Annotated in this window: 13 protein-coding genes; 4 read left to right on the top strand and 9 right to left on the bottom strand. The window is 72.8% G+C overall.

Features of this window, described 5'->3' with window-relative positions:
• The first annotated feature begins 206 nt into the window (after positions 1-206).
• The gene (locus tag RT054_RS02985; RefSeq protein ID WP_313022110.1) at positions 207-1,196 is read left to right on the top strand and encodes a malate dehydrogenase; all 990 of its coding nucleotides are present in this window, start codon (positions 207-209) and stop codon (positions 1,194-1,196) included.
• Between the two features lie 113 nt (positions 1,197-1,309).
• Here RT054_RS02985 and RT054_RS02980 read toward each other — a convergent pair whose 3' ends face one another.
• Positions 1,310-1,612, bottom strand: a complete 303-nt coding sequence (locus tag RT054_RS02980) for a DUF3017 domain-containing protein (RefSeq protein WP_312718955.1) — start codon at positions 1,610-1,612, stop codon at positions 1,310-1,312.
• A 111-nt stretch (positions 1,613-1,723) separates the two neighbouring features.
• Positions 1,724-2,572, bottom strand: coding sequence for a bifunctional methylenetetrahydrofolate dehydrogenase/methenyltetrahydrofolate cyclohydrolase (locus RT054_RS02975; protein ID WP_312718956.1), 849 nt, complete (start codon positions 2,570-2,572; stop codon positions 1,724-1,726).
• 409 nt (positions 2,573-2,981) lie between these two features.
• Between RT054_RS02975 and RT054_RS02970 the strand changes: the two genes are divergently transcribed.
• Positions 2,982-3,539, top strand: a complete 558-nt coding sequence (locus RT054_RS02970; protein WP_312718958.1) for a hypothetical protein — start codon at positions 2,982-2,984, stop codon at positions 3,537-3,539.
• Positions 3,540-3,812: 273 nt separating this feature from the next.
• On the opposite strand, the gene RT054_RS02965 is transcribed toward RT054_RS02970, so the two are convergent.
• The 4 genes from RT054_RS02965 to RT054_RS02950 all read right to left on the bottom strand — a co-directional run bounded on the left by RT054_RS02965 (position 3,813) and on the right by RT054_RS02950 (position 9,809).
• Complete coding sequence (locus RT054_RS02965; protein ID WP_313022109.1) at positions 3,813-4,880, bottom strand: DMT family transporter; 1,068 nt, start codon at positions 4,878-4,880, stop codon at positions 3,813-3,815.
• Positions 4,870-6,537, bottom strand: coding sequence for a bifunctional phosphoribosylaminoimidazolecarboxamide formyltransferase/IMP cyclohydrolase (purH, locus tag RT054_RS02960; RefSeq protein ID WP_313022108.1), 1,668 nt, complete (start codon positions 6,535-6,537; stop codon positions 4,870-4,872). Before purH ends, RT054_RS02965 begins: the two co-directional genes overlap by 11 nt.
• A gap of 542 nt (positions 6,538-7,079) precedes the next feature.
• Positions 7,080-7,688 (bottom strand): phosphoribosylglycinamide formyltransferase, encoded by a 609-nt coding sequence (purN, locus tag RT054_RS02955; protein ID WP_312718962.1) that lies wholly within the window; start codon positions 7,686-7,688, stop codon positions 7,080-7,082.
• 90 nt (positions 7,689-7,778) lie between these two features.
• On the bottom strand, positions 7,779-9,809 hold the full coding sequence (locus RT054_RS02950; RefSeq protein WP_313022107.1) for a DUF6350 family protein: 2,031 nt from the start codon (positions 9,807-9,809) through the stop codon (positions 7,779-7,781).
• A 370-nt stretch (positions 9,810-10,179) separates the two neighbouring features.
• On the opposite strand from RT054_RS02950, the gene RT054_RS02945 reads away from it, so the two are divergent.
• Positions 10,180-10,845 carry an A24 family peptidase gene (locus RT054_RS02945; RefSeq protein ID WP_313022106.1) on the top strand — a complete coding sequence of 222 codons (666 nt, stop codon included), beginning with the start codon at positions 10,180-10,182 and terminating at the stop codon, positions 10,843-10,845.
• Positions 10,846-11,035: 190 nt separating this feature from the next.
• Here the strand turns inward: RT054_RS02945 and sucD are convergent, their stop codons facing one another.
• The 3 genes from sucD to RT054_RS02930 form a co-directional block, all read right to left on the bottom strand.
• Positions 11,036-11,923 (bottom strand): succinate--CoA ligase subunit alpha, encoded by an 888-nt coding sequence (gene sucD, locus RT054_RS02940; RefSeq protein WP_312718967.1) that lies wholly within the window; start codon positions 11,921-11,923, stop codon positions 11,036-11,038.
• Between the two features lie 32 nt (positions 11,924-11,955).
• Complete coding sequence (gene sucC / locus RT054_RS02935) at positions 11,956-13,137, bottom strand: ADP-forming succinate--CoA ligase subunit beta (protein WP_313022105.1); 1,182 nt, start codon at positions 13,135-13,137, stop codon at positions 11,956-11,958.
• 164 nt (positions 13,138-13,301) lie between these two features.
• Positions 13,302-13,703 carry a cobalamin B12-binding domain-containing protein gene (locus RT054_RS02930; RefSeq protein ID WP_312718969.1) on the bottom strand — a complete coding sequence of 134 codons (402 nt, stop codon included), beginning with the start codon at positions 13,701-13,703 and terminating at the stop codon, positions 13,302-13,304.
• 455 nt (positions 13,704-14,158) lie between these two features.
• Here RT054_RS02930 and RT054_RS02925 point away from each other — a divergent pair, with 455 nt between their 5' ends.
• Complete coding sequence (locus tag RT054_RS02925) at positions 14,159-15,181, top strand: M23 family metallopeptidase (protein ID WP_313022104.1); 1,023 nt, start codon at positions 14,159-14,161, stop codon at positions 15,179-15,181.
• Positions 15,182-15,293 lie beyond the last annotated feature (112 nt).

Here is a 15,293-nt window from a genome sequence, read left to right as displayed (position 1 = left end):
TCATCCGGCGCGCACGCGACGGATGACACGACACGACGCCCCGGCGGGCCGATGCGCCGGGGCGTCGTGCTGCTGCGGTCCCCCTCCGGTGGCGACGGCGACGTGGTGGGCGGGGTCGGGAGGACCTCCGTCCGTCCCGTCCGTTCGGGCTGGGCGCTTTGGTAGCGTCGAGCCCACATCTACTCGCTCGTCGGAAGGGTCAACCCGTGAGCACCACCCCCGTCAAGATCGCCGTCACCGGCGCCGCCGGTCAGATCGGCTACAGCCTCCTCTTCCGCATCGCCAGCGGCGCGATCCTCGGCCCGGACACCCCCGTCCAGCTGCAGCTCCTCGAGATCGAGCCCGCGCTCAAGTCCCTCGAGGGCGTCGTCATGGAGCTCGACGACTGCGCGTTCCCGACGCTCGCCGGCGTCGAGATCGGCTCCGACCCGAACGTCATCTTCGACGGCGTCAACCTCGCCCTCCTCGTCGGCGCGCGTCCGCGCACGAAGGGCATGGAGCGCGGGGACCTCCTGTCGGCCAACGGCGCGATCTTCACCGGCCAGGGCAAGGCCCTCAACGACCACGCCGCCGACGACATCCGCATCGGCGTCACGGGCAACCCGGCCAACACCAACGCCCTCATCGCGATGAGCAACGCCCCCGACATCCCCAAGGAGCGGTTCTCCGCGCTCACGCGCCTCGACCACAACCGCGCGATCTCCCAGCTCGCGGCCAAGCTCGGCGTGCCGGTCACCGCGATCCGCAAGATGACGATCTGGGGCAACCACTCCGCCACCCAGTACCCCGACCTGTTCCACGCCGAGGTCGGCGGCAAGAACGCCGCCGAGGCCGTGGGCGACCAGGCCTGGATCGAGAACGACTTCATCCCCACCGTCGCCAAGCGCGGCGCCGCGATCATCGAGGCGCGTGGCGCGTCCTCGGCCGCCTCCGCCGCGTCCGCCACGATCGACGCCGCCCGTGACTGGATCACCGGCTCCGCCGAGGGCGACTGGATCTCCATGGCGGTCGCCTCCGACGGGTCCTACGGGGTGCCCGAGGGCCTCATCTCCTCCTTCCCCGTCACCACCAAGGGCGGCGCGTGGGAGATCGTCCAGGGTCTCGAGATCGACGACTTCTCCCGCGGCAAGATCGATGCCTCCGTCAAGGAGCTCGAGGAGGAGCGCGACGCGGTCAAGGAGCTCGGCCTCATCTGAGTCCTCCACGACTCCTCTCGCACGACAAGGGCGCCCGCCCCGGATCACCTCCGGCGCGGGCGCCCTCCGCGTGTCGTGGCCGCGACGAGCCGCGCGTGGTCGACCGGTGCGTCTCAGCCGGCCTCACGGAGGTGGACGAGGACGACCGCGACCGCGACGGCGACCGCCGTGGCCGTGTGGAGTGCGACGTCGATACGTCGCCCGCGCATGTGCAGACCGCCGACACGTTCCTCGGGGAGGACACGACGAAGGACCGCGGCGAGCGCGAACCCCCCGGCCATCGTGAGCCCCCCGGCGAGGAGGTCACCACCGATGACGAGCCAGGTGAGCCCCCCGAGCACGAGGGCCGCGCACGACCACCACCCCGCCCCCAGCGGGATGAGGGGGCGAGGTGGTGGTGCGGTCGTGGTGCTCACGGCTCGATCATCGCAGGCCCGCTCCCGCGCCTTCGACGGACGCGGGGGTCGTGTCGCGCCGACGGCCGGCCGAGGGAGGGCGGCACCCCGGAGGGGCGGGCCGCGACGGACTCAGGCCTGCGACCGCCGCTCGGCGACCTCGACGACGTTCGAGAGCAGCATCGCGCGGGTCATCGGGCCGACGCCGCCGGGGTTGGGGGTGAGCCAGCCGGCGACCTCCGCGACGTCCTCGGCCACGTCACCGGCGACCTTGCCGTCACGGCGCGAGACGCCCACGTCGAGAACGGCCGCGCCCGGCTTGACCATGTCCTTCGTGATGATCCCGGGGACGCCCGCAGCCGCGACGATGATGTCGGCCTCCCGGGTGTGAGCGGCGAGATCCGTCGTGCCCGTGTGGCAGAGGGTCACGGTCGCGTTCTCGGACTTGCGGGTGAGGATGAGGCCGAGCGGACGGCCGACGGTGAGACCACGTCCGACGACGACGACCTCGGCCCCCGCGATCGGCACGTCGAAGCGACGCAGCAACTCGACGATGCCGACGGGCGTGCAGGGCAGCGGCGCGGGGCGGTTCATCACGAGTGAGCCGAGGTTGAAGGGGTGGAGGCCGTCGACGTCCTTCTCCGGGTCGATGCGCGAGAGGAGCGCGAACTCGTCGAGACCGGTGGGCTGCTGGACGATGTAGCCCGTGCAGGTCGGGTCGGCGTTGAGGTCGTCGATGACGGCCTCGACCTCGGCCTGCGTCGCGTCGGCAGGGAGGTCCTTGCGGATGCTGTGGATGCCGACCTCGGCACAGTCCTTGTGCTTGGCGGCGACGTACCACGTGGAGGCGGGGTCGTCACCGACGAGCACGGTCGCGAGGCCGGGCGTGACGCCCCGCGTCGCAAGCGCGTCGATCCGGGCTTTGAGCTCCGTCTTGATCGTCGCGAGGGTCGCCTTGCCGTCGAGAAGTTTCGCAGTCACGAGGCCCATCCTCCCACCGTGGCCCCACCCCTCCCGACGCCGTCTCGCTCTCGCCGGTGGGTGCGTCCGTCCGCGCGCCGCTGTCGTGCCCGGTATCCCAGCGCGCTGGTCCGCGCCGGACCGGCCTCTCTATCCTCGCGAGGTGAGAACTCGCCGATCCTCCCTTGTCGCAACCGTGTTCGCGGCCGCGACCCTCGCAGGGTGCGGCGGGCTGGGCCTCCCGCCCACGGCCCCCCTGTCGACGACAGGAGCTGCGACCCTCACCCCGGGCACGCAGCCCCCCTCCCCCGCTCCGACAGCGACGTCATCGGCCCCCTCGGATCCCGCCGCCGGATCCCCCACGGCCTCGACACCCGCCCCCGGCGCGACGAGCGGAGAGGCCGACGCCCCTGCCGACACCGTGTGGCGGATGAAGGGAGGCAACGGCAGCGCCGCCCCGCTGCTCGTGCCGACCTCGGCGCTTCCGTCGGGTTGGACCGCGACGAAGGCCCGCGACACCCGCGGTTACCGGATGACCGTGTGTGGGGTCGACCTCGAACCCTCCGAGCCCGTCGACGGCGCACAGCAGAACTGGCGACGGTCATCCGGCGGGCCCTATCTCGAACAGCACGTGCGGGTGTACCCCGACGCGACGGCACAACGGGTCGTGGCGGCCCTCGCCCGGAAGATGCCGGGCTGCACGACGTACACCGCCAAGGACGACAAGGGCCAGAGCACGTTCGCGGTCGAGAAGCGCGCGCTCAAGGGGGCGCCGTCGGGCACCGTGGCCTGGCGGCAGAGGGTGCCGCTCGTCGTGCCCGTCGCGGCGTCCGGACCCACCGCGACCCCGACGACCCGCACCGTCGAGGTCGTCCAGGACGTCGCCGTGCGCCGGGTCGGGGCGGCTGTCGTCCTCGTCAACGCCTATGCGGTGGAGGCCGACCCCGACGACGCCGTGCTCGTCACCGCGCTCACCGAGGCCGGCTGAGCCCGCGCCTCCGACGGGAGACGCCTCGGGCGAGCTCCCGGCGCCCACGCCGCTGCTCAACTGGACTGCCACCCGGCACGAACCGGGAACACCACCGGGGGTCCTACCGCCGCCGGGACGCGCACGGACGACCGTGACCGGGGCCGACGTCGCGAGCCCGGTCGCAACCGGGGGGTCAGGCTTCCCGCTTCGTGCCACGACCGGCCGGGACCCCGACGTCCGCAGACGTGGCCCGTGCGACGTGGCAGGTGACGCGGGGCGGAGGTGCCGAGGTCAGGCGGCGGCCGGTGGGGCGGCGGCCGCCGCCCGGGCGCGGCGCACGGTGGCGCGGCGGCCGGCGACGGCGGCGAACGCCGCGGAGGTCAGCGTGACCGCGACGCCGACGAGCACGAGTGGCGACAGATGGGAGGCGCCCCCGAGGACGTCGACGAGCACGGCGCCGATGAGCTGGCCCGACAGGGTGAGCAGGGTCGCGAGCAGCACCCCGAGGTAGTGGACGACGAGGGCGCCGACGCCGACGAACACGATGCCGATGACGCCGCCGAGGAACGTCCACGCCGGGGAGTCCCACGTGCGGGGCGCGCTCCACGTCCCGCGGACGAGTTGCGCGACGAGCACCCCGCCGATGAGGACGAGTCCCCACGTGAAATTCACCCACGTCGTCGAGACGATGTTTCCGGAGTGCCGGTTGACCCGGCCGTTGATCGCCTGCTGCACGGCCATGCCGGCCCCCGCGACGACGGCGAGGAACACCGGCGCGAGGACGAGCGCGTGGTCTCCTCCGCCGCGCCCGAGCGAGGCGAGCGCGACGCCTGCGATCGTGCCGAGCGCACCGAGCACCCGGGTCCACGTCACGGGCGCCTTGCCCGCCGGTCCGAGTCCGACCGAGTCGACGAGCAGGGCGTTGAGCGTCTGCCCGCCGACGATGGCGATCGTGAACAGCGCGACCCCGATCTGCGGCACGCTCCACGTCTGGGCGACGACGAAGAAGCCGCCGCCGAGCCCACCGAGGAACATCCACCAGCGCAGGCTGTCGCCGCGATAGGCGCGGTGGGCCTCGACGAGGCCGCCTCGGACCTTCGGGTGCAGCATCGCGAGGGTGAGCAGGAGCCACCCGCTGCCGAACGACCAGAGTGCGGCGTCGATCGCCGAGCCGAACACCGTCGCGAGGGTGCCGTTGGCGCGCGACTGCACGGCGCCGAGGGCGCCGGCGATGAACGTCGCGATGCCCGCGACGATGACGACACCGCTCGCCCGCTCCGGCGTGAGGCCGGAGCGGGCGGGAGGTGCAGGGTCCGCGGAGGCCGGGGCGGGAGGAACCGGCGATGAATCAGTGGGCAAAGTGACGCGTCCCGGTGAAGTAGAGGGTGACGCCGCGCTCGCGGCAGAGGTCGATGGTCTCGCCGTCGCGGATGGACCCCCCGGGCGCGACGATCGCCCGCACGCCGGCGTCGACGAGGATCTGCGGGCCGTCGGCGAACGGGAAGAAGGCGTCGGAGGACGCGACCGCACCACGGGCCCGCTCCTCCCCCGCGCGCTCGACGGCGAGACGGCAGGAGTCGACGCGGTTGACCTGGCCCATGCCGACGCCGACCGAGGCCCCGTCCGAGGCGAGGAGGATCGCGTTCGACTTCGTCGCCCTGACTGCGCGCCAGGCGAACTGGAGGTCGCGCAGTGTGCTCCCGTCGGCGGCGTCCCCGGCGACGAGAGTCCAGCGGGAGGCGTCGTCGCCGTGCCCGGCGGTGGGCGCGTCGTCGTCCTTCTCCTCGATCTCGGCGTCGATGCGATCGACGCTCTGCACGAGCAGGCCGCCGCTGATGGGACGCTGCTCGAACTCGGTCCCGGACCCGCGCGGGTCGTCCGAATCCGGCGAGCCCACCTGCAGGAGGCGGATGTTCTTCTTCGCGGTGAGGATCTCGAGCGCCTCGGGGTCGAACCCGGGGGCGGCCACCACCTCGGTGAAGATGTCCTTGACCGTCGTCGCCATCGCCGCCGTGACGGTGCGGTTCGTCGCGATGACCCCGCCGAAGGCCGACAGGGGGTCGCACTCGTGGGCGCGGCGGTGGGCTTCCGCGATGTCGTCGCCCTCGTCGGCGATCGCGATGCCGCACGGGTTGTTGTGCTTGACGACGGCGCAGGTCGGCACGTCACCGTGGTCGTGCGCGGCGCGCCACGCGGCGTCGGCGTCGACGTAGTTGTTGTAGCTCATCGCCTTGCCGTGCAGGAGGGTCGCGCCCGCGATGCCGCCGCCCTCGCCGCTGCGGTAGAGCGCCGCGCTCTGGTGGGGGTTCTCGCCGTAGCGCAGTCCCTGGACGCGCTCGTAGGTGGAACCGGTGAACGCCGGGAAGCCCGTGCCGTCGTCGGTGTCGGCGTACCCCTGCGCCATCCAGCTCGCGACGGCCACGTCGTAGGCGGCGGTGTGGGCGAAGGCGTCGGCGGCGAGCCGCTTGCGCTCCGCGAGGGTGAACCCGCCCCGGCCGAGCGCGGTGACGGCGTCCGCGTACTGCGCGGGCGAGGTGAGCACGGCGACGCTCGGGTGGTTCTTGGCCGCGGCGCGGACCATCGACGGGCCGCCGATGTCGATCTGCTCGACGCACTCGTCGGGCGTCGCGCCGGAGGCGACGGTCTCCCGGAAGGGGTAGAGGTTGACCGCGACGAGCTCGAACGGGGCGACCCCGAGCTCGTCGAGCTGGCGCAGGTGATCGGCCTTGCGGGTGTCGGCGAGGAGCCCGGCGTGGACGCGGGGGTGCAGGGTCTTGACGCGGCCCTCCAGGCACTCCGGGAAGCCCGTGAGCTCCTCGACGCGGGTGACCGGCAGCCCGAGCTTCTCGATCGCCGCGGCGGAGCCACCTGTGGAGACCAGCTCTACTCCCGCCTCGTGCAGGGCCGTGACGAGCTCGGCGAGGCCGGTCTTGTCGTAGACGGAGACGAGGGCCCGGCGGATCGGGCGACGGGTCTCGGGGGCCGACTCGGTGGTCTGGGCAGGGGTGGGGGGCATGCGCGCGCTCCTGTGAGGTCTCGTGGACGGAACTCGTTCGTGCTGCGGCACCCAGGCGGGCGATGCCGGCGGCGACACTCCCCGGTGGTCACCCACCCGCGCCAGTCGTGTGCCCCCACCCTATCGCCGCGTGTCACCCGCCTGTGCCGTCGGTCGCTGCAGGGAGGTGACGCACGGTCTCGTGAACGAAGAAGACCCGGTCGGCCGACCGAGGAGAGCCGGCCTGCGGCGGCGCGAGCAGCCACCGGCGCAGGGCGAGGCTCCGGCCAAGCCGGCGGGCGGCGGGATGTCCGCCGCCGACGTGCTCGCGACGCCGCCCGCGTCGAGAGGACCGCGCCCCGTGGTCGATGCCGGGTCATCGGCGGGACGAGGGCGGAGCGTCGAGAGGGGCGGCGCCGAGTGACCCCGACGGGCCGAGAGCGTGGCGGGCGACGTGGCCTGGCGCCGACGATCGGTGCGGACGACCACGGTCGCGGTCGGTCGCGTCGGCAGCGGCGCCCCTGCCTCGGCATCGATGGTCGACGGCGGCACCGGGCGTCCGGTCAGCCGGCGACGCCGACCCGCACGCGTCGACCGTCGACGGTCCAGCTCTCGCGGGCGAGGCGTCCCACGACCTCGACGAGCATCGCTCGTTCCTCGACCTTGATGCGGTCGTGGAGGGACTCCTCGGTGTCGGTGTCGCGCACCTCGACGGTGCGTTGGGCGATGATCGGCCCGGTGTCCACGCCCGCGTCGACGAAGTGAGCCGTACAACCCGTCACGCGCACCCCGTAGGCGAGGGCGTCGGCGACCCCATGAGCTCCGGGGAAGCTGGGCAACAGCGCCGGGTGGGTGTTGACGACGCGGCCGTCGAAACGGGTGAGGAACGCCGCGCCGAGGATCTTCATGAACCCAGCGCCGACGACGAGGTCAGGCTCGAACGCCAGGACCTCCTCGGCGAGCGCCACGTCCCAGGCGACGCGGTCGCGGTGATCACGCACGCGGACGACGAAGGTCGGAATGCCTGCTCGTTCCGCGCGGGCGAGGCCCTCGATACCGTCACGATCGGCTCCGACGGCGACGATCTGCACGCCGTACGCCGGATCGGCCGCAGCATCGACAAGGGCCTGCAGGTTGGTTCCACCACCGGAGACGAGCACGACGACACGCATGGACCGAACTCTACGGGTGCGGCCGGGTCGGCTCGATGACGTCATCGCCGAGGGAGGGGTGGCTGCCAGGGGTGCAGGCGGCGGCGGGGGTCACCGATCCCGTCGGGGCGATCGGCCTCGACGCCGCAGGGCGCGATCGCTCGCCGAGGCGTCCCGTCCGAGCTCCCGCCCGTTCCCCGTCACATCCGCGTCGCGGGGTTCCTCCGCCGAGGGTCGCCGACGACGTCGGGCCTCGCCCTCGGCCGTCCGAGGCGGGGGACGCTCGTCGATCCGCTCGCCCCGCTCCTCTCGACGGCCGCGGACCGCGCCACCCGTGCCGTTGCCCTCGGACGGCGCACCCTCGTCACGTCGGACGGCGTCGGCCGCCGCCCGGGGCCGCCGCGCCCCGCCGGAGCTCGCGCGAGACCGCGTGGGCTCGTCGCGGCGAGCAGCCTCCCCGTCCCGACGAGGACGACCACCCGCACCGCGGTCCGTGCCGGGCGGCGCGGACTCCTCTCGACCGTCAGCGCCCGATGACCGGCGGGGTCGCCCCCCGCCGCCCGTGGTCTCGCGCGGCGGCGCACCCTCACGACGCCGAGCGGCGTCCGCATCGGGGCCCGGGCGACCTGCGACGCCGTTCCGCGGGCGCCGGGTCGGGGACCGATCGGGTCCGGCGGCGTCGACCCTCCGGCGAGAGCCACCGTCACGGCCGTCCGCCCCCGGAGACCTCGGAGCGTCGTCGCGCTCGCCCGCGCGGGCAGTCCTGCGGGGAGGGGTCTCGACGACCTCGGTGCGCCGACGCGTGCCCCGCGTCCCGTCCGGGGTGGCGGAGGGGTCGTCGACGTCGGGTCGGGTCGACGCACGGCCCTCGGCCCGCGCCTCGTCACGTGACGGGGCCTCTCGGCGACGCGCGAGACGCACACCGGTGACGGACGCGACGAGAAGGGCGACGCCGCCGACCTCGCCGGTGAGGGCGAGCGCCGTGAGCACGGGGTCGACGCCGACGTGCGCGAAGCGCCCGGCACCCACGGGCCCGGAGGCCGCGACGGAGATGACGAGCATCGCGAGGGCGTAGAGCGCGATCGCCACCCCGGTGACCCGCATCCGCGCCGCCCAGGTGCGTTCGCTGTGCCGCGCGCACGACCACCCGAGGAGCACGCCGATGAGCAGGGGGACGGCGATGCCGGCCGGGGTCCACCCCGGCATGGGACCGGGAGGCGGCACGGCCGCAAGGACCGGGACCATCGGGATGACCCCGGGCCCGGAATGCGACCACGTGACCGCGGTGTCACCGCCGAGGCCGAATCCCGGACCGGCGAGCCACGAGGCTCCCCAGACCGCGAGCGTCGGCAGATAGCCGAGCTGGATGAGCGTGAGCAACGTGCCCCCGACGATCCCGCCGCCCAACCGGGCGTACACCTCGCCGACCTGCCACGCGGAGAGCGCGATCGCGACGACGACCAGCAGCGCGCCCGAGACGAGGGTCGCGATCACGGCTCCGGCCGCGGGGCGGATCGCGTGCCCGACCCAGGTGGGCACGTACTCGCGCCGCGCCCATTCCACGCGCGGCGCGAGGTCACCGAGGTGGCCGTGGAACCCGGGTCGCAGTGCGAGTCCGAACGCGAGCACGGACACGACGAACGCCCCGAGGATCGTGGCGGCGAACGACGGTCGCGCCCCGCCGAGGTGGGCACCGAAGCCGATGACGACACCCGTGAGGACGTATCCCGCGACGAACGACGCCATCGTCGCCACCACGTCGCGGCGTACCCCGCCGAACCCCCGCATGCGGGGTGAGCGGGTGGTGCGCGACGGGACGACCCGCTGCGCCGAGAACCACGCACACAGCAGCGGCCACCCGGTGAGCAGCCAGGGGATGAGCCCGACGCTGCCCTTGTCGAGCGCGAGCGGAGCACCGTGGGAGAAGCACCAGGCCGCGAGCCCGGCGCTGACGGTCGTGCCGGCGGACTCGGAGCCGCCGGCGCCCGTCAGCCACCCCAGCACGGCGAGGACGACGACCATCGTCGCCGACACGACGGCTGCGCCGACGCCGGATCCACCGGCGATCAACCAGTCGGGCAGGACCTCTTCCTCCGAGGACGGGCCGGGGTGCTCTCTCACACGCATCAGGGTGTCACGCATAGGACGTTCATCCTCGCCCGACCCACGCGCGCCACCGCGTTCCCACGCCGGACGGCCACGCCGTGCGTGACGAGCGGCCAGGTCGAGGGGCCGCGGCTGTGGACGACCGCGCCGGCCCTACCCACCCGCCCCCGTCGGGGTGCCACCCTCGGGTCCGGGGACGGTGCGCCGCACGACGCGACGCGAGGGACCCCTGAGGAATCGGCGAAAGAGATCGACGCGGGAGGAATCGACTCGCCAGGTCGACGCACGAGCGGTCGGCGCGACGTGTCGCCCTCCGGTCACCACGGCGGCGTCCCGTCGCCCCCGAGCGCCGGCGACCCGCCGCAACGCCCACACGAATCGACACGTCCCGCGGGAAGGAGCGCGAATGCCTCACCCCGATCCGTCGTTCCTCGTCGCGGCCGTCGTGCTCGCCGCGCTCACCGGCGTGGGGCTCGAGTCCTGCCACCGACGCGGGACCCACCTCCGGGCCGGTGAGGTGCCCCGCCGCCGCCTCCCGGCCGGGGCCCTTCTCGTGCCGACGGTCGCGACGGCGGCGTGGTTCGTCCTGATCCTCCCGCACGACACGGTGACCGAACGCCTCGTCCTCGGACTCCACCTCCTCGTCGGGGTCGCCACGGTGGCCCTCGCCGGCATCGACGTCGCGGTCCACCGGCTGCCCGACACCCTCACCGTCCCCCTCACGGGCACCGTGCTCGTGGCGTTCGGACTCACCGCGACCGGTCTTCTCGGCCCCGGCGGTGAGGCCGGTCGGCGCGCGCTCCTCGCCGGGGTCGTCGCGTCGCTCTCGTTGCTCGTCGCCGCCCTCGTCCTCGGTGGGATCGGCCTCGGCGACGTCAAGCTCGCCTGTCCGCTCGGCGCCGTGCTCGGCTGGCACGGCTGGGACACCCTGCTCACCGGTGCTGCCCTCGCCTGGCTCCTCGCGGCCCTCGTGGCGCTCTGCGCTCTCGTCCGCGGCGCCGCGCACCGGGGCACCGCGATCCCCCTCGGACCGTTCCTCGGTCTCGGCGCCCTTTTCGCCGTCGTCCTCTAGGACGGCGTCGGCGTCCGAACCGCCGCCCTCGCCCGGCACTCCGTCGTCGGTCGAGAGCACCGCCCCGACCCCCGTCGCTCATGTCGCCGGAGGGCCGCCGGGCGCGGTCACGGCCCGGAAGTCCCCGGCCACAGACCGACGGCCGGACCCCCGCAACGGGGATCCGGCCGTCGAGGCGGAGCGAGAGGCGTCAGAGGCTCTGGACGATCTCGCGCATGAGCTGAGCGGTCTCGGACGGCGTCTTGCCGACCTTGACACCGGCGGCCTCGAGGGCCTCCTTCTTGGCCTGCGCCGTCCCGGAGGAACCCGAGACGATGGCGCCCGCGTGACCCATCGTCTTGCCCTCGGGAGCCATGAAGCCCGCGACGTAGCCGACGACGGGCTTGGTCATGTTCTCCTGGATCCACGCGGCGGCGCGCTCCTCGGCGTCGCCGCCGATCTCGCCGATCATGACGACACCGACGGTCTCGGGGTCCTTCTCGAACGCCTCGAGACAATCGATGTGCGTCGTCCCGACGATGGGGTCGCCACCGATGCCGACGCCGGTGGTGAAGCCGATGTCGCGGAGCTCGAACATCATCTGGTAGGTGAGCGTGCCCGACTTGGAGACGAGACCGAGCTTGCCCGGACCCGAGACGTCGGCGGGGGTGATGCCCGCGTTCGACTTGCCGGGGCTGATGATGCCGGGGCAGTTGGGGCCGATGATGCGCGTCGTGCCCTTGTCCTTGCAGTAGTTGAAGAACTCCGCGGTGTCCTTGACCGCGATGCCCTCGGTGATGACGACGACGAGCGGCATCTCGGCGTCGATCGCTTCGACGACGGCGGCCTTGGCGAAGGCCGGCGGGACGAAGACGACGGAGACGTTCGCGCCGGTCTCCTTCATCGCCTCGGCGACGGTGCCGAAGACCGGGATCTCCTGGCCTTCGGGGAAGCTGACGGTCTGGCCGGCCTTCTTGGGGTTGACGCCGCCGACGATCTTGGTGCCCGAGGCGAGCATGCGCGTCGTGTGCTTCATGCCCTCGGAGCCGGTCATGCCCTGGACGATGACCTTGGAGTCGGAGTCGAGGAAGATTGCCATGAGTGTGTCTGTCCTTCTGCTCAGGTCGTCGATTACTTGGCGGCGAGCTCGGCGGCCTTGCGGGCGGCGCCGTCCATGGTGGCCTCGACCGTCACCAGCGGGTGATCGAACTCGGCGAGGATGCGGCGGCCCTCCTCGACGTTGTTGCCGTCGAGACGAACGACCAGGGGCTTGGTGGCGGTGTCGCCGAGGGTCTTGAGGGCGCCGACGATGCCGTTGGCGACCGCGTCGCACGCGGTGATGCCACCGAAGACGTTGACGAAGACGGACTTGACCTGCTCGTCGTTGAGGATGACGTCGAGGCCGTTGGCCATGACCTCCGCGGAGGCACCGCCGCCGATGTCGAGGAAGTTGGCGGGCTTGCTCGCACCGCCGGTGTGGTCCTGACCCGCGTAGGCGACGACGTCGAGGGTGCTCATGACGAGGCCCGCACCGTTGCCGATGATGCCGACGTTGCCGTCGAGCTTGACGTAGTTGAGGTTCAGCGCCTTGGCCTTGGCCTCGAGCGGGTCCTCGGCGGCCTCGTCGACGAGCGAGGCGTGCTCGGGCTGACGGAAGGCGGCGTTGTCGTCGAGGGTGACCTTGCCGTCGAGGGCGACGATCTCACCGGATTCGAGCTTCACCAGGGGGTTGACCTCGACCAGCGTCGCGTCCTCACCCTTGTAGACGTCCCAGAGGCGCTGCAGGACGGGGACGATCTTCTCGCCCGTCTCGGCGTCGAACTTGGCGGCCTCGACGATCTCCTTGGCCTTGGCCTCGTCGATGCCCGTGTTGGGGTCGACGGCGATGCGGGCGAGGGCCTCGGGGCGCTCGACGGCGAGCTGCTCGATCTCCATGCCGCCCTCCTTGCTGCACATCGCAAGGTAGGTGCGGTTGGCGCGGTCGAGGAGCACGGAGAAGTAGTACTCCTCGGCGATCTTGGCGCCCTGGGCGATCATCACGGTGTGGACGGTGTGGCCCTTGATGTCCATGCCGAGGATCTGCTCGGCCATCTGCTCCGCCTCGTCGGCGGACTTGGCGAGCTTGACGCCGCCGGCCTTGCCGCGGCCTCCGGTCTTGACCTGGGCCTTGACGACGGTGACACCGCCGCTCTTTCCGCCGATCTCCTCAGCGGCAGCCTTCGCCTCCGCCGGAGTCGTGGCGATCTTGCCTGCCAGCACGGGGACACCGTGCCTCTCGAACATGTCACGGGCCTGGTACTCGAAAAGATCCACGGCACTTCCTCGTCATCGATGGATAGACGTCCGAGGGGAGTCTAACGATGCAGACCAGCCGAAACGTGCGGCGGGCATCGGTCGATGCGGGGTGAGGCGGCTCACGAAGAAAAGCGACCCCCGGTCGTGGACGCGGGGGCCGCTGGACGGGGACGAGCGGCGGTTCAGGAGGCCGAGACGTGGGCCTTGACCCAGTCGACGATCTCGGTCGTCGTGGCGCCCGGGGTGAACACCTTGGCCACGCCCATGTCGGTGAGCTGAGGGATGTCGTCCTCGGGGATGATGCCGCCACCGAACACGGTGATGTCGGCGGCGTCGCGCTCCTTGAGGAGCTCGATCGTCTTGGCGAACAGGGTCATGTGCGCACCGGAGAGGACCGAGAGCCCCACCGCGTCGGCATCCTCCTGGATCGACGCCTCGACGATCTGCTCGGGAGTCTGGTGGAGGCCGGTGTAGATGACCTCCATCCCGGCGTCACGCAGTGCCCGGGCGATGACCTTGGCGCCACGGTCGTGCCCGTCGAGTCCGGGCTTGGCCACCACGATGCGCAACGGAGATTCACTCATGTGCCACAGCGTAGCCGTCACGAGGTGACCGAGGGGCCGGAGAGGACCGAAGTCCCGCACGGCTCTCGCCGACCCGCCTCGCCCCGCTCCCACGGGCCCCGCCGCCACCTCGCCGACACCTGACCACCGCCCCGCGGACGCCTCACCGGCGCCTCCCGGCGTCTCGGTACGTGGGTGCGCACACCCTTCGTCGGCGACCCGCGGCACTCGGGCACTCCCCTGTGAGCACCCTCACGGCGCGGCCGCGGTCGCCCGGTGGAGGCCGACGCCGCACCCCGACGAAACCTGCAGATCCGCCACCGGATCCGCCGATCGAGACGATGACCGACGTGACGACCCCACGAACGTGACATACCGGACGATCGTCCAAGACGGCTTTCGTGATCGGATCGTGACCATGCATAGTGAGGTGGTCGATGGTCCAAGACGGACCCCCTACTCACGGTCGAGGTGCCATGCCGACGACGTCACGTCACCCCGGGGCGAACGCCTCCGAGTGCGCCCCAACAGCAGCCGCCCATGAGGATGCCGAGAACGACGACGGGTCCCAGTACGCCGCCCGCCGGCGCCGGCGGGCGGGTCGTCGTCTCACGGTGGCGCTCGCCGCCGGCGTGACCATCGGTGGTCTCGGCCTGGCCTTCGGCGAGGCGACCTCGCCGGCCGACGCCGCGCGTGCCGCCTCCGACGTGACGACCCACGTGACGGAGCCCGTGGCCGGTGCGCTGTCGGGGCACCTCGTCGCGGCACCCGCGGCGTTCGAGCAGGGCGGCGCGGCCCACGTCGACGCGGCTCCCGCCGACATGGGCGAGGGGGCCCACGCCGTGGCCCCCAGCGAGGTGGTGTCGGCCGACACTATCGCCACGCTCACCAAGCCCGGAGCGACCCCGGCCGGCGCCGCCGCCGAGGGCCTCCCGCCGACGTCCGTCCTCTCCCCCGCGATCGCGGCCCGCCTCGACGCGGAGGCCCGCGCCTCCCGCGCCACCGCCCGCGCGACGCTCGGTGCCAAGGCCGGGTTCGCCCGGCCCGTCGAGGGAACGCGCTTCACCTCCGGATTCGGCCCACGGTGGGGTCGCCTCCACGCGGGCGTCGACTTCGCCGGCCCCGTCGGGCAGGTCGTGCGCACCGTGGCCCCCGGAACGGTGACCATGGCCGGACCGGCCTCGGGCTACGGACGTGTCATCGAGATCCGCCACGAGGACGGCGGCTTCACCCGCTACGGCCACCTGCACCGGATCGATGTCGAGGTCGGGGAGAAGGTCGAGGCCGCCGACCCGATCGGCATCCTCGGCAACGCCGGGCGATCGACCGGACCGCACCTGCACTTCGAGGTCCGGACCGCCGAGGGCGCCCCGTTCGACCCCATGCCGTGGCTGAAGGCGCGGGGCATCGTGCCGGTGGAGAACCCGGCGGCCACGACGCCGCCGAAGGCACAGAAGACGGAGAGGTCTGCGACGTCGGAGAAGTCGGACTCCGACTGAATCCCCCTCCGCGGTCCACCCGCCGGGGCGGGACATCGGCCGGCATCCCAGGCGAACTGTCCCGGCCGGGTTCGGCCCCGGCGATCGACGCGACGAACCGACGCGGCGAGAT

It is taken from the genome of Mobilicoccus sp. (genome assembly GCF_032060985.1).
Classification (GTDB): domain Bacteria; phylum Actinomycetota; class Actinomycetes; order Actinomycetales; family Dermatophilaceae; genus Mobilicoccus.
The sequence above is the reverse complement of the archived record's forward strand: the minus strand, read 5'-3'. Positions and strand labels throughout refer to the sequence as shown.

What these genes read in the sequence shown, in the direction of transcription:
- RT054_RS02970 (WP_312718958.1), top strand. Translation starts at nt 2,982, where the DNA reads ATGAAGGGAGGCAACGGCAGCGCCGCCCCGCTGCTCGTGCCGACCTCG.
- purH (WP_313022108.1), bottom strand. Translation starts at nt 6,537, where the DNA reads ATGCCCCCCACCCCTGCCCAGACCACCGAGTCGGCCCCCGAGACCCGT.
- purN (WP_312718962.1), bottom strand. Translation starts at nt 7,688, where the DNA reads ATGCGTGTCGTCGTGCTCGTCTCCGGTGGTGGAACCAACCTGCAGGCC.
- RT054_RS02950 (WP_313022107.1), bottom strand. Translation starts at nt 9,809, where the DNA reads ATGCGTGACACCCTGATGCGTGTGAGAGAGCACCCCGGCCCGTCCTCG.
- RT054_RS02945 (WP_313022106.1), top strand. Translation starts at nt 10,180, where the DNA reads ATGCCTCACCCCGATCCGTCGTTCCTCGTCGCGGCCGTCGTGCTCGCC.
- sucD (WP_312718967.1), bottom strand. Translation starts at nt 11,923, where the DNA reads ATGGCAATCTTCCTCGACTCCGACTCCAAGGTCATCGTCCAGGGCATG.
- RT054_RS02930 (WP_312718969.1), bottom strand. Translation starts at nt 13,703, where the DNA reads ATGAGTGAATCTCCGTTGCGCATCGTGGTGGCCAAGCCCGGACTCGAC.
- RT054_RS02925 (WP_313022104.1), top strand. Translation starts at nt 14,159, where the DNA reads ATGCCGACGACGTCACGTCACCCCGGGGCGAACGCCTCCGAGTGCGCC.